Source organism: Luteibacter sp. E-22 (assembly GCF_049913125.1).
In the GTDB taxonomy this organism is placed as follows: Bacteria; Pseudomonadota; Gammaproteobacteria; order Xanthomonadales; family Rhodanobacteraceae; genus Luteibacter.
The window spans coordinates 416067-429641 of the sequence record NZ_CP183975.1; the positions used below are offsets into that span (position 1 = coordinate 416067).

The 13575-nt window shown below is 66.1% G+C and carries 12 protein-coding genes; 11 read left to right on the forward strand and 1 reads right to left on the reverse strand.

All coding sequences use genetic code 11. The features are described from left to right. Window positions 1-18 precede the first annotated feature (18 nt). The 11 genes from ACN9M2_RS01740 to ACN9M2_RS01790 all read left to right on the forward strand — a co-directional run bounded on the left by ACN9M2_RS01740 (window position 19) and on the right by ACN9M2_RS01790 (window position 12046). Entirely contained in the window at window positions 19-459 is a 441-nt protein-coding gene (locus tag ACN9M2_RS01740; RefSeq protein WP_426286469.1) for a GspH/FimT family pseudopilin, read from the forward strand. Then, a complete protein-coding gene (locus ACN9M2_RS01745; RefSeq protein ID WP_426286470.1) occupies window positions 456-872 on the forward strand; it encodes a prepilin-type N-terminal cleavage/methylation domain-containing protein in 417 nt (138 codons plus the stop codon). Before ACN9M2_RS01740 ends, ACN9M2_RS01745 begins: the two co-directional genes overlap by 4 nt. Further along, window positions 869-1534: a prepilin-type N-terminal cleavage/methylation domain-containing protein gene (locus tag ACN9M2_RS01750; RefSeq protein WP_426286471.1), complete on the forward strand. Its 666-nt coding sequence runs from the start codon at window positions 869-871 to the stop codon at window positions 1532-1534. Before ACN9M2_RS01745 ends, ACN9M2_RS01750 begins: the two co-directional genes overlap by 4 nt. Then, window positions 1531-2385, forward strand: coding sequence for a general secretion pathway protein GspK (locus ACN9M2_RS01755; protein ID WP_426286472.1), 855 nt, complete (start codon window positions 1531-1533; stop codon window positions 2383-2385). The genes ACN9M2_RS01750 and ACN9M2_RS01755 overlap by 4 nt, the downstream gene beginning before the upstream one ends. Then, a complete protein-coding gene (locus tag ACN9M2_RS01760; RefSeq protein WP_426286473.1) occupies window positions 2382-3641 on the forward strand; it encodes a PilN domain-containing protein in 1260 nt (419 codons plus the stop codon). Before ACN9M2_RS01755 ends, ACN9M2_RS01760 begins: the two co-directional genes overlap by 4 nt. Beyond that, window positions 3622-4224, forward strand: coding sequence for a type II secretion system protein GspM (gene gspM, locus ACN9M2_RS01765; RefSeq protein ID WP_426286474.1), 603 nt, complete (start codon window positions 3622-3624; stop codon window positions 4222-4224). The genes ACN9M2_RS01760 and gspM overlap by 20 nt, the downstream gene beginning before the upstream one ends. Then, complete coding sequence (locus ACN9M2_RS01770; RefSeq protein ID WP_426286475.1) at window positions 4221-5009, forward strand: hypothetical protein; 789 nt, start codon at window positions 4221-4223, stop codon at window positions 5007-5009. Before gspM ends, ACN9M2_RS01770 begins: the two co-directional genes overlap by 4 nt. Window positions 5010-5049: 40 nt before the next feature. After that, window positions 5050-7245: a type II secretion system secretin GspD gene (gspD, locus tag ACN9M2_RS01775; RefSeq protein WP_426286476.1), complete on the forward strand. Its 2196-nt coding sequence runs from the start codon at window positions 5050-5052 to the stop codon at window positions 7243-7245. A gap of 45 nt (window positions 7246-7290) precedes the next feature. Continuing rightward, complete coding sequence (gene hrpB, locus ACN9M2_RS01780) at window positions 7291-9801, forward strand: ATP-dependent helicase HrpB (RefSeq protein ID WP_426286477.1); 2511 nt, start codon at window positions 7291-7293, stop codon at window positions 9799-9801. Between the two features lie 143 nt (window positions 9802-9944). Further along, entirely contained in the window at window positions 9945-11162 is a 1218-nt protein-coding gene (locus tag ACN9M2_RS01785) for a hypothetical protein (protein WP_426286479.1), read from the forward strand. Then, window positions 11159-12046 (forward strand): hypothetical protein, encoded by an 888-nt coding sequence (locus ACN9M2_RS01790; protein ID WP_426286480.1) that lies wholly within the window; start codon window positions 11159-11161, stop codon window positions 12044-12046. Before ACN9M2_RS01785 ends, ACN9M2_RS01790 begins: the two co-directional genes overlap by 4 nt. A gap of 7 nt (window positions 12047-12053) precedes the next feature. Here the strand turns inward: ACN9M2_RS01790 and dbpA are convergent, their stop codons facing one another. Continuing rightward, entirely contained in the window at window positions 12054-13430 is a 1377-nt protein-coding gene (gene dbpA / locus ACN9M2_RS01795; RefSeq protein ID WP_426286481.1) for an ATP-dependent RNA helicase DbpA, read from the reverse strand. Window positions 13431-13575: the final 145 nt, after the last annotated feature.

Here is a 13575-nt window from a genome sequence, read left to right on the forward strand (position 1 = left end):
GCGGTACGAGTCACGGCCATGCGCGCGCGCGGATTCACGCTGTTCGAGATGCTGGCTGTGATCCTGTTGATCGGGATCGCCGCGGCGGCGGTTTCGATCCCGGTGACACAGGGGTTGGCCAGCGCGCGGGTCAATGCCGCCAGCGGCGAGCTCGCGGCGGCGTTGCGCTGGACCCGCGCGCAATCGATCGTGCGTGGCCAGAGCCTCGCGCTGGAAGTCGATACCTCCGCGTCGACCTATAAGGCGCCTGGGAAGCCGGATGTGCGCTTGCCCAAGGATATGCACGTGTCGATCACCAGTGCGCGCGAAGACCAGGCCAACGCCAGCACCGGACGCATCCGTTTCTTTCCGGATGGCAGTTCCACGGGCGGACGCATCACCCTCAAGCGTGGCCAGCGCGAGTGGCATGTCAATGTCGGCTGGCTGACCGGTGCGGTCAGCGTGGTGGACACGCGATGACCCGCACGCGCCAGCAAGGCTTCAGCCTGCTCGAAGTGATCGCCGCCATCGCGGTACTCGCCATCGCCTTCGCGGCGCTCATGCAGGTCGCCGGCAGTTCGCTCAGCCTCACCTCGCGGGCGAACGAACGCACCCAGGCCGCGCTGCGGGCACGCAGCCTGCTCGACGGCGCCTTCGTGATGGAGCCCGTGCGTGAAGGCGACAGTGAAGGCCACTTCGACGATACCTACCGCTGGCGCATGAATGTCAGTCGCTACCAGCCGCCCGACGAGAAGCCGGCGGCGGACGGGTTCGCGGCGGCGGGGATGTACCGGCTCGATCTCGACGTGATCTGGGGGCGAGGCGGCGACGAACGGCACGCGCGTTTCTCCACGCTGCGCCTGGCCGGCTCGGGCGGGGGTACTCCGCAATGAGACGCGCGCCCGGATTCAGCCTGATGGAGGTGCTGGCGGCGTTAGCCTTGCTGACCATCGTGTTGCTGGGTGTGTATTCCGGCATCAGCACGGCGACACGTATCGTGCGCAGCGGTAGCGACGCCATCGAGCGCATGGACGAGATCCGCTCGGCTCAATCGTTCCTGCGTAGTGAACTGGCGCAGGCGCTGGTGATTCCTTTCGGGCAGACCGACGACGGCGATCCGGTCGTCTTCGCCGGCGACGACCACTCGTTGCGTTTCGTGGCTCCCATGCCGGGCTACCTGTCGAAGCTCGGCCCGCAGTTGCAGACGGTGTCGCTGGTGGAAGACGGCCATTCGAGTTATCGGCTGGAGGTGGCGCTCGCCTTGTTACCCCCCGATGGTGGCGAGCCGCAACCGCTCGGTGAACCCGAGGTCCTCCTGCGCGGCATCGGCAAGGGCGCGTTCGCCTATCGCGGCATGGACGATCAGAACCGGCCGGGCGACTGGCAGGACACGTGGACCGACACGCGGCGCATGCCGTCACTGGTGCGCATCGCGCTGGATGTGGGTGGCAACGTGGCCTTTCCGACGCTCGTCGCTCCGATCAGGATCGATCCGTCCGCCTCGCGCAATGGATTCGGCATGCTGCGCGGCACGCGCGGAACGGTGCTGCGGTGATCGCGCGTCGCGACCGTGGCGTGGCCCTGCTCATCGTCCTGTGGGGCTGCACGCTTCTGGCGATCATGCTCGGTGGTTTCGCCGCGCTTGCCCGCACCGAGGGCTTGCAGGCGCGCTACCAGTTCGCGCAGACGCGCGCGCACTACGCCGCGGAGGCTGGCGTCATGCGCGCGATCGAAGGATTGCAGACGCCCGATGCCGCGTCTCGATGGGTGGCCGATGGCCGGCCTTACGTGTTCGCATTCGACGATGCGAACGTGAACATCACGATCGTCGACGAGGATGGCAAGGTCGACCTCAACGCCGCATCCGGCGACGTCCTCACCGGCCTGTTCAAGGCCGCAGGCGCAACCGACGACAAGGCCGGGAGCCTGTCCGCCGCCATCCAGGACTGGCGCCGCCCCGGCGACGCGGCATCGCCCAATGGCGCCAAGAAGCCGCAATACGAGGCGGCGGGCCTCGCGTATGGACCGCGCAACGGACCGTTCGCCACGGTGGAGGAAGCCCGCATGGTCCTGGGCATGGACGCGCGCCTGTGGACGACGGTGGCGCCCGCGCTCACGATCTGGTCGGGACGCGAGCGGCCCAATACCGAACACGCGCAGCCGTTGGCGCTGGCCTCCATTCCCGGGCTGGGCAGCGCGGGCGCGGACGCCATCCTGGCGAGCCGTGGACAGAACAGCGGCGCGGCCATCGCGGGAGGCAACGGTGTCACGCACACGATACGTGCGGAGGCGATCCTTGACGACGGAACCAGGAGTTCCCTTACATCGACGATCCGTTTGCGTGGGATAAGATCCGGAAATCAGCCCTACGCCGTTTTGCGTTGGCGCGAAGGAGATGTTGAATGAGCACATTGCAGGAAGCCTCCCAGGTCCAGCTCGACCGCCTGCGCCGCGCCTGGCGGGGCACAGCGCTGCCTGGCTTCCTGCGCTGGTGGGGCGGTGAGCTCGCAGCCCTGGTGCCGGTGCGCTGGCGCGCGGCGTTCGCCGGTGGCGAACGCTGGTATGCGGTCGAGCGCCAAACCGATGGGTGGCGGTTGCGCCGCTCGGGGGAGTCGGCCGTCCTGGCGGAAGTCGCGGATATCGACGGTGCGGAACACCGGGTAGCCGTGCTGGCGCGCGCCCTGTCGGAGGCCGACCCGGCAGACCGCCGGATCGCCCTGGTACTGCCCGCCGCGCAGGTATTGCGCCGTCGCCTTGTCTTGCCTGTCGCGGCGCGCGACAACCTGCGTCAGGTCGTGGGCTACGATCTCGACAGGCAGACACCCTTCCGCGCGGAAGACATCCATTACGGTGTACGTGAACTCGGTGGGGGAGGTCCCGAAGGGCGTTTCGTCGCCGAACTCGCCGCCACGCCGCGAGCGATGCTCGATCCCCTGCTCGACGAGCTCGCATCTCTGGGCGTGGCGCCCGATCGGGTCGACGTCGCACAAGGTCATGCCCTCGCAGGCGTCGACCTGCTGCCGCCGACACGTGCACCGCGTCGCGTCGACCGGCGTCGGCGACTCAACGCCGGCCTGCTCGCGGTCATGGGGCTGCTGCTGTTCGCCGTCATGGCCGCCTGGTTGCACAACAGGAACGCGGCGCTCGAAACCATGCGCGCCGATGTGGAGGCGATGCAGGGTGATGCGCAGCGGGTCAAGGCACTGCGCCAACGGCTCACGGAGAGTGCGGGCGCCTCCGGTTTCCTCGCACGCAAGAAAATGGAGACCGCCGCCGTCCTTCCCGTACTGGAAGAACTGACACACCGCCTGCCGGATGACACCTGGCTCGAACGCTTCACCCTCAACGCCAGCGGCCAATTGGGGTTCCAGGGCCAGAGTCCCCAGGCGGCGCGCCTGATCGACGCATTGAAAGGTGCCCGCACGATCGGCGACCCGAGTTTCCAGGGCACCATCCAGGCGGACCCGACCTCCGGCAAGGAACGTTTCTATATGCAAGCCAAGGCACTGGTGCCCAAGCCGGACGCCGGGCCGGCCAAGGCCACCGCAGCCGGGCCGGCCGCCAGCGCGTCGGCCCCCAAGCCCGCGAACGCATCGACGACGTCGGCGAAACCGGCACCTGTCCAGGGAAAGGAGACCGCCGATGCGCATGAAGCCCGCTGAGTCCCGCGTCGCCGCCATCCTGCTGCTCGTGGTGGTGGTCGCGATCGGTTACTTCGCCCTCGTGCACTGGTGGTTCGTCGCGCCACAGTTGACCGTGGCCGACGAAATGGACGACCTGCGCGATACCCAGCGCCGCTACGCGGCGGCTATCGCGGAGCGGCCCCAACTCGAAAAACGGCTGGCATCGCTGGAGCAGGGACAGACCCATAGCGACGCCTTCCTGCCCGGTGACGACACGAACGCCGCCGCCGCCGGCCTGATGCAACGCATCGTCGACGTCGCCGCCGCGCACCGCGAGGACGGCGCGTGCGATGTCGTCCAGAAGATGCCTGTACCCAGCCAGGAGAAGGCAGGCGATCCCTACCGGAAAGTGACGGTGAACATCAGCCTTCGTTGCCAGGTGCAACCGATGACGGCCGTGTTGCACGATATCGAGGAAGAGACACCGTATCTTTTCATCGAGGACTTCAGCATCTACCGCAATCCGGTGGCTGCGCGTTCCGGTGCGGCCGCACCGATGGAAGTGCAGTTCACCGTCTCCGGTTACATCCATGCCGCGCGCGCGGCGAAGGCGGCTTCGTGAACGCCGCAGGACAACGAAGGCTGACCCCTGTCCTCACTACCGCCACGGTGGTGCTCGCCGCGGTGTTCGCTTCCCTGGTATTCGGTGTAGGGCGGGGAGTGCATTGGGACGATCCGGCAGCCGCCGAACCATTGCCGGCCGCGCGGCCGGTGGAGATGCCGGCGCCGACGCCGCTCGCACGCTTTTCCGAAGTCTGGCAGCGGCCTTTGTTCATGGCGGACCGCAAGCCGGTCGCCGTGGCCGATACCGACGATTCATCGAGCAACATCGGCGACCTCGAGTTGACCGGCATCATCATGACGCCCGAACTGCGCATGGCCTTGCTTCGCGATCGTGGCAAGGATTCCACCGTGCGAGTGAAGGAAGGCTCCGCGCTCGCCGACGGCCACTGGACTCTCGCCTCGCTCACGCCACGCAGCGCGGTGTTCGACAACGGCGGTGAACATCGCGAGCTGACGCTGAAAGTAGCCGCTCCGGAACCTCTCACGAAGAACGGTCAGCGGCCTCCCGGCATGCCCCCCGGTCAGCCGGGCCAGCCACCGCAACCACCTCGTGCACAGCCTGCGCCATCAGGCAACGGCGTTCACGTGGAGCAACTGCCTTCACAGGGCATGACCGGCCCCGCGCTTCCCCATCCGGCGGCATCGTCGTCGACTCGCGAGGCGCCTCCCCGGCAGGATGACGACGCCCTCCAGCGGGCCCGTATAGAGGCCTTGAAGCAAGCCGTGCAGAAACGTCGCATGGAACAGCAGCAACAACGCCAGCAATCATTGGATTCGCAGTAGCGGGCGCTCGACGCGCCCCCAGGGAAGGAGGAGCAACACCATGAAACGCAGCATTATCGGCTTGGCCGTGCTTTCGGCCTTGCTGACGGCGGCTTGCGCCCCGCATAAGCCCCGACAAGGGTCCGGAGCCATCGAACGGGCCGCACTGGAAGGGGTGGACCGGCCTGTTCCTTCATCTCTTCCACTGGCTCCGGAGGAGGGCGGGGTATCCGATGTTCCCCGCGCGACAAACCCTTCCGTCGCCCGGGAAATCGAACATGGAAGCGGTCGCTTCATACGCCCTCGCGCGGCCGACGTGCCCCGCCCGGCGGTGACCGGCAAGGGCGCGGTAACGTTGAATTTCGAGGACCAGCCCGTCGAAGCGGTGGTGAAGGCCATCCTCGGCGATTTGCTCGCCGAGAATTATTCGTTGGCTCCCGGTGTGCAGGGAACCATTTCCTTCTCCACCTCGCGCCCCGTCGCGCGAGACGATGCATTGCCTATCCTGGAAACATTGCTTGCGTGGACGGGTAACGCACTGGTGCGTGAGCACGGTCGCTACAGTGTCCTGCCGGCGCACCAGGCGGTAGCCGGGCGCCTGGTACCGAGCCTCAAGGCCGCCAAGCCGGCAGCCGGCCTGAGTGCGCGGCTCTTTCCCCTTCACCATGTGGCGGCACCGGCCATGGCCAAGCTGCTCGCGCCCTTCGCGACCGCCGACGCCATCCTCCTCGCCGACGCCTCACGCAATGTACTCGTCGTCGCAGGGACCCGCGACGAACTGGCCAACTACGGCGAAACGATCGACACCTTCGACGTCGACTGGGTCGCCGGCATGTCGGTCGGTGTATTCGGCCTGGAACACGCATCGGTGGGCGAGCTGCTGCCGGCGCTCGATTCGGTGTTCGGCGAGAAAAGCGGTGCGCCCGTCGCTGGGTTGATCCGGTTCATGCCCATCGAGCGAACCAATGCGCTCGTCGTGATCGCCACGCAGGCGGCGCACCTCGACCAGGTGGGCGAATGGATCGCCCGTATCGATCGTGGCGGTGGCAACGAACCCCGCCTGTTCGTATACGACGTTCGCCACCTGCTGGCATCCGACCTCGCACGCTACGTGGCGAACGTCTTTGGTGGCTCGACCCAGGCCCCACCCGCGCCCGTACTGGCGCCCGGTCTTACGCCATCGGCGTTAGGTGATGGCGGCGAATCCAATGCGAGCGAAGGGAATCCCGGCGGCGATGGTCAGTCCACCGAGCAATCGCCGTTCTTCCAGCCACCGCAGACGCATCCGCCTGCCGGCAAGGGTGGCGACGGAGCGTCGGGCATCCGGGTGACCGCTATCGATACCAATAACCAGTTGATGGTGAGGGCGCGTCCGTCGCAGTGGTCGGAGATTCGCCAGGCGCTCGAGCGGCTCGATGCGATACCGCTTCAGGTGCAGATCGAGACCCGCATCCTCGAGGTTACGCTGCGGGACGAGTTCCGTTTCGGCGTGCAGTGGTATCTGGAAGGCATGGCTGGCGGCAACGGTGAAGTGGCCCAGCCAGGCAACAAGCAGCGGTGGACCCTTGGCGGAGGCCCTGGCTTGAACGGACGGCGGGACACGCTTTACTACTCGTTCGTCAACAAGGATCTGCAGGTCGTCCTGCATGCGATGCAACAGGATGACAACGCGAAGATTCTTTCGGCGCCATCGCTGGTCGTGGTGAACAACCGCAAGGCGCGCATACAGGTCGGCGATCAGATCCCGGTGACGCAGACATACGTGAATACCTCGCTGGGAGGCAATAGCCAGGTGGGGCAGGTCGAGTACAAGGACACCGGCGTCATCCTCGATGTTCGCCCCCGCGTCAATCCCGGCGGCCTGGTTTACCTCGATGTCGCCCAGGAAGTGAGCCGGGCGGGAATCCGTCTGGGCGACAACGTGCCGATCATCAAACGCAAGCTCACCACGCAGGTGGCCGTCCAAAGCGGGCAGACCGTCCTGCTGGGTGGACTGATCCAGGAATCCGAGGCCCAATCGCGCAGCGGCGTGCCTTTCCTGTCACGCGTTCCATTCCTCGGTGCGTTGTTCCGCACGAACATGGATACCGGGGAGCGTACCGAGCTGATCGTCCTGATCACGCCGAAGGTCATCACCGGTGGCGAGGATGCCAAGCGGGTGTCGGAAGATTACCGGCGTGCGTTCCGCTCGCTGCGGCCCTTCGAGGCAGCGGCGGAGGTCGCGCCGATGGCGGCCGGAGACAAGGCGGAAGGATAGGGTACGTGGCCGCGGGGACGCAGGCTTGCGTACCATAGCCGGTACATGAGTCCTGTCTTTCCCATCTCCCCGCTGCTCCCTGAGATCGTGGCCTCGCTGGCGGAGCGGCCACGTCTCGTACTGGAGGCACCGCCCGGTGCCGGCAAGACCACCCAGGTGCCGTTGGCATTGCTGCATGCGCCATGGCTGGCCGGCGGACGTATCGTCATGCTCGAGCCGCGACGGATCGCGGCACGGGCGGCTGCGTCGTTCATGGCGAGTCAACTCGGTGAAGATGTCGGCGAAACGGTGGGTTACCGCATCCGTTTCGAGTCCCGCATCGGCCCGCGCACCCGCATCGAGGTCGTCACCGAAGGCATCCTGGGCCGGATGATCCAGGACGATCCATCGCTGGACGGCGTCCGTGCCGTCGTCTTCGATGAGTTCCACGAACGTCATCTCGCGGGGGATCTCGGTGCGGCGCTTGCACTGGACGTGCAGGCGAGCCTGCGTCCGGACTTGCGCCTGCTGGTGATGTCGGCAACGCTGGACGGCGAGCGCATCGCGCAATGGCTCGATGCGCCAAGGCTCAGCAGCCCGGGACGCAGTTTTCCCGTGCGTGTCGAGTATCCGCCGGTACGCCCGCAGGAGACGGTGGAGCAGCACCTCGTGCGCGTCGTGTCGCAGGCGCTCAGGGAGGTCGATGGCGACGTGCTTGCCTTCCTGCCTGGGCGCCGCGAGATCGAGCGTGCGCGTGCGATGCTCGAACGGCAGGTCGAAGGCGCCGAGATCGTCGCCCTTCACGGCGAGCTTTCCCTGGCCGAACAGCAACTGGCGTTGGCGCCGGCCGATCCCGGTACGCGCCGTGTCGTCCTTGCAACCAACGTGGCCGAGTCCAGCGTGACCTTGCCTGGGATTCGCGCGGTCGTCGATTCGGGCCTTGCACGCGAACCACGCTTCGATCCACCCTCCGGTTTTTCCCGCCTGGAAACGGTGAGCATCTCGCAGGCGTCGGCCGACCAGCGCGCGGGTCGCGCCGGTCGTGTCGCCGAGGGCGTCGCGTACCGGTTGTGGCCGCAGAGCCGCCGCCTCGACCCGTCCCGGACGGCGGAGATCGAACATACCGAACTTTCCGGCCTCGCCCTCGAGCTAGCTGGTTGGGGCACCGATGAATTGCCATGGCTCGACGCGCCACCGGCCGGCGCGATGGGCCAGGCGCGTGACCTGCTGCGCCGCCTCGGGGCGCTGGACGAGGCCTCCATCATCACCAGCCTGGGCCGCGAGATGCTGGCCCTGGGCGCGGCGCCACGCCTGGCGGCCGCGGCGCTGCGGGCGCCTCCCGAACACAGGGCATTGGTTTCCGACTTGTTGGCTCTCGTCGAGGCGAGGTCGCCCCTGCGGGGCGAATACGGCCGCTCGGACGATTTTCGCCAGCGCCTGGCGGCCTTGCATCTCTGGCGCGATGGCGGTGCCCGCGCGGCGCGCGCCGGCTCGGCCGACGTAGGTGCGCTTGCGGCCATCGAGAAGGCTTCCTCGGGATGGCGTCGAAGGCTCGGTGCACGCACGGCCGCCAGCGGTGTACCCAACGCGCATGCGGTCGGCGATCTCCTCGTCCACGCTTTTCCCGATCGGGTCGCGCGTCGTGACGAATCACAATCGATGCGCTACCAGCTGGCCAATGGTCGCGGCGCGCGTTTGCACGAAGCGAGCGCCTTGCATGGCGAGCCGTGGCTCGTGGTACTGGACCTGCGCCTGGATGCCCGCGACAGCCTCGTCTTCGCCGCCGCGCCTTTCGATCCCGGCGTGCTCGAACGCGAGCATGCGGACCGGTTCGTCACCGAACGCGTCCTGCGCTGGGATGACGCGCGGCAAATCGCCGAAGGCTTCGAAGAACGTCGTTTCGATGCATTGCTGATTTCGCGCAAGGCCGTTCCTGTCACGGGTGCCGATGCGCTACCTGCGCTGCTGGCCGCGATACGTACACGTGGCGTGGCAACGTTGCCGTGGAGCGAGCAGGCCCTGCGCCTGCGCGCACGGATCGGAGCATTGCGTGCATGGCGTCCCGAACTGGACCTGCCCGACGTATCGGACGATGCGTTGACGCGCACGGTCGATGTCTGGCTTTCACCGTACCTCACCGGCAAGCGGCGGATCGAAGCCGTGCAGGCCGCCGAGTTGTCGGAAGCATTGTCGGCGATGCTCGACTACGAGCAGCGCCGCGCCCTCGACGCGCATGCGCCGGAAGAACTCAAGGTACCCAGCGGCATGAGCCGCCGGCTCGTCTATGGCACCCGCGATGACGATCCGGGCGCACCGCCGGTACTCGCCGTGAAGCTGCAGGAACTGTTCGGCCTGTCCGACACACCGCAGGTGGGCGATGGGCGCGTGCCGGTAATGCTGCACCTGTTATCGCCGGCGGGACGTCCGATCCAGGTCACGCAGGACCTCGCCGGATTCTGGAATCGTACCTACCCGGAGGTCAGGAAGGAGCTGAAGGGGCGCTATCCGAAACACCCCTGGCCCGACGATCCGTGGACGGCGGCGGCGACCCATCGCGCCAAGCCGCGAGGTACATGACCTTCACGAACGGCCGGTGACGACCGACACGCTTTGGCGTCCGGGCTGGGGACTGTCCAGCGCTTGCCTGATGGCCTGTGACAGGCGGTCCTGCTCGAATGTGAGGCCACCTGCGCGGACGGCCGTGCATGAAAGGAATCGCCATGCCCCTGTCGCTCCATCGGATGCCATATCCGGCATCCGCCTTCGCCGCATTCGATCCCGTGCTTTTGAAACCGGGACGCGGCATCGTCGCCTTCGCGATTGCCGTTTGCTCGATGGCACGGGTCGCCAGCGCGACGACGCTTGCCACCGATCCGATGACTGCGCTCATTCGCGAGTACTCGCGGGAGAGCGGCAGTTACGAATACCTTAACAGCGGCAACGACGAATCCTACGCGCGCTACGTTCTCGATCGACCCTCTTCACCCTACGCGAACATCCAACGGTCACCGCTTCCCTCGCCGGACGCGCCCACACGGCGCGCCATCGAAAGCGTATCGACACCGGAACATCCCGTGAACGTGCGCGATCTCCATGACATGAAAGTATGGGACCTCGGTTTCACGAAGGCCCGGATATCGAGCGAAACCTTCAGGATGCCGGCAGAATTCCGCTACCTCCCGGGCGCGTGGAGCATCGTGAAAGCCGGTATCGAACCGGATATCTACACCCAGGCCATCCATAGCCAGGGCCTGGAGCATCCGGCGATGACGGCGAACTACGCGCTCGCCGCTCAATTGCTGCGGGCGAAGCTGGCGGCGACACCCTCTTCCTTGTGGAAAACCCGAGGTCTTCGCCACGACGTGCTCGATCGATTCGTGGGAGGCGAGTTCATGCAAGCGCACGATTTCCACTACCTGATCCAGTTCCTCGACGGCGCCCTGGCGGCGTGGGACGCCGGCTCGACGAGTGCCTACGGATTTCGTCAGCTGCCGGCAGCGTTACGGCTGGGGCGCATTGCCGCGGCGTACCGGCAGCGCCTTCCGTTCGAGCACGAGCCCTGTCTGGAAGATGGCAGGCATGACCCTGAGCACGCAGGCATGGGCGCTTTCGACCGGCGGCCACTGTGCTTCGACGATGCGACGGACCGGGCCGTCCATGTGTGGTACGCGCACGAACTGGTGCGGGAGCTTGCCTCGATCCCTGATGAAGCGAATGGGAACGCCAGTCTTGCGCAGCGCATGGCGGCGCCCTTGCGCAGCAGCCGTCAGGGATGGATCGGTATCCGCCGGCCCGATGCCATCGCGGAGGTTACGCGTATCGAGGTGGTGCAGGCGAAGGTGACCGGTCAACTCCTGGAGGAGGGGGGTGTGTCCTACCGTGATGCTTTCGGCGCATCCAAGCGTGCCTTGCGACTTTCCTGTGGGATGCGGCCATGAACATGACCGTCAGGCGCCGGATCACGACCGTGCTCGCCGTGGTATTCATCGGCGTGTTGGCTACGGGATATCCATCCTCGGCCAAGGATATCTCTCAGGGCGGCGTGACATTGCTGTCGATCGACCAGGACGACGACCACATGATGCGGACATGGATTGGCGTCGCCATGAACCACTATGCGAACGCCATGGCGGGTTGGCTCGTCGACGCGTCCAGGAACCATGGGGGCTATGTATCCGTGCAGGCCCTCTCACGGTTTCAACAGCAATTGCGCAGGGCGACATTCGCTCATTTCGAATACCGTTACGTCGTGGAAGGAGTGCCGTTCACCCGGACCTATCTCGCCGCTTCCGGAAGAGGATTCAGGACGTACATCGACCCAGGGGAGCCGGGATTGGTCGCTCCCTCCGATCCGGACAGCGAGTACTTCAAGCAGGACGATGTGGTCACGTTCGCGATGGTTGCGACGGCTACCGAAGGCTCCGAGGTCCTGCCGCAACCCGCCCGTCCGAACGGACCTAATCGTGGCAACGATGCCGAGATCAAAGTGCTTCAGGCGATCATCCGGGATATTCGCGACGGAACCGTCGCACCGGGCGGTCACCTGCTCGGCTTCGTCAGCAAGCAACCTTGCGAGTCGTGCGACCCGGCGCTGCGCCGATTCGCTGTCGAGACAGGCTCGGAAGTCCATGTGAACTACGTTTTCGGGGCAAATCAGGATGGCTTGCGGACTCCGGCATGGGCGGCGCTTCGCGAGGCCCGCGAAGCCATCGTCGGTGACCTCGTCACCATGTTCTCGGCACCCGCGGCGAGCACGTCACCGGACCTGGAAGATCCCCTCGACGACGATTCCTCGTCGGCCTCGGTTTGCAGGCGACCCTGAAGGATATCTAGGACAGGGGACGCACCCTGAAGTTGCGGCCCTTGATCTTGCCCATGCGCAGTCGTTCCAGGGCTTTGTTGGCCAGGTCGCGGCGAATCGCAACGTAGGCACGGGTGGCGAAGACATCGATCTTGCCAATGTCCTTGGCATCGAGGCCTGCGTCACCCGTGAGCGCACCGAGGATATCGCCCGGGCGCATCTTGTCCTTGCGGCCGCCATCGACGACGAGCGTTTTCATGGGCGCGAGATTCAGCACCTTGCGGGCTTCGTTTGCCGGCTTGGCCGGGTAGCGGACGAGTGGACCACCGAGGCGATCTTCGATCTGGCGGAGCTTGCCCAGTTCACGCGAGCCAGCCAGGACGATTGCCAGGCCGGTCGCTCCCGCGCGACCGGTACGGCCGATACGGTGAGTGTGCGTATCGGGGTCGTGGGCCACGTCGTAACTGACCACCAGTGGCAGATCCGCGATGTCCAGCCCACGGGCCGCCACGTCGGTCGCGACGAGGACCGAGCAGCTCCGGTTGGCGAAACGGACGAGAACCTCGTCGCGATCACGTTGCTCGAGATCGCCATGCAGGGCAAGCGCGGAAAAACCACGACGATCGAGTTCCGCCGCCACGGCTTCGGTGTCCTTGCGCATGTTGCAGAACACGAGGGTCGCTTCGGGTTTCTCCTGGGTCAGGATGCGCGTGAGCACATCGGCCTTGACGGCAGGCTCGACTTCCACCGCGCGTTGCTCGATCGTGGTTTCGTCGTGGGATTCCTCGACGGTGACAGTCACCGGGTCGTGCTGCACGCGGCCACTCACGGCGCGGATGGCGTCCGGATAGGTTGCTGAAAAGAGCAATGTCTGGTGATGTTTCGCGATTCGCTTGACGATGTCGTCGATGGCTTCCTCGAAGCCCATGTCGAGCATGCGGTCGGCCTCGTCCAACACCAGCACCTTGATGCCTCCACCATGCAGACTGCCGCGCTTGAGGTGTTCCTGCACTCGGCCCGGTGTGCCGACGACGATGTGTGGATCGTGTTCCAGGGAGGCCAGCTGGGGGCCGAGCGGCATGCCGCCACATAGGGTCAGCAACTTGACGTTGGGCATGTTCGTCGCCAGGCGGCGAATCGATTTGCTGACCTGGTCTGCAAGTTCACGGGTGGGGCATAACACGAGTGCCTGCAAGCGGATCTGCTGTACGTCGATGCGCTGGAGCAGGCCAAGCCCGAAGGCGGCGGTCTTGCCGCTGCCGGTCCGGGCCTGCGCGATGACATCGCGCCCATCGAGGATGGGCGGAAGGCTTTCCCTCTGGATCGGGGTCATCGATGTATAGCCCAGGTTCTCCACGGCGGTCAGGAGGGCGGGCGATAGGGGCATCTGCTGGAAATCGTTCATGGGACGTATGATCGCACGCCCAGGTATGCGCGGCCCCGATGGGCGTCGAGTGCATTCTTCCGCTCGCTCGCCTGGGGCTGGAATCCTTGTGGGGCATGGCTTGCCGTGGGCTACTTTATGTCGACGAAGGCCGGGTCGGCTGGCG

Coding starts and splice junctions, on each gene's coding strand:
- gspM (WP_426286474.1), top strand. CDS start 3,622: ATGCGCATGAAGCCCGCTGAGTCCCGCGTCGCCGCCATCCTGCTGCTC.
- dbpA (WP_426286481.1), bottom strand. CDS start 13,430: ATGAACGATTTCCAGCAGATGCCCCTATCGCCCGCCCTCCTGACCGCC.
- ACN9M2_RS01745 (WP_426286470.1), top strand. CDS start 456: ATGACCCGCACGCGCCAGCAAGGCTTCAGCCTGCTCGAAGTGATCGCC.
- ACN9M2_RS01790 (WP_426286480.1), top strand. CDS start 11,159: ATGAACATGACCGTCAGGCGCCGGATCACGACCGTGCTCGCCGTGGTA.
- ACN9M2_RS01740 (WP_426286469.1), top strand. CDS start 19: ATGCGCGCGCGCGGATTCACGCTGTTCGAGATGCTGGCTGTGATCCTG.
- hrpB (WP_426286477.1), top strand. CDS start 7,291: ATGAGTCCTGTCTTTCCCATCTCCCCGCTGCTCCCTGAGATCGTGGCC.
- ACN9M2_RS01760 (WP_426286473.1), top strand. CDS start 2,382: ATGAGCACATTGCAGGAAGCCTCCCAGGTCCAGCTCGACCGCCTGCGC.
- ACN9M2_RS01750 (WP_426286471.1), top strand. CDS start 869: ATGAGACGCGCGCCCGGATTCAGCCTGATGGAGGTGCTGGCGGCGTTA.
- ACN9M2_RS01785 (WP_426286479.1), top strand. CDS start 9,945: ATGCCCCTGTCGCTCCATCGGATGCCATATCCGGCATCCGCCTTCGCC.
- gspD (WP_426286476.1), top strand. CDS start 5,050: ATGAAACGCAGCATTATCGGCTTGGCCGTGCTTTCGGCCTTGCTGACG.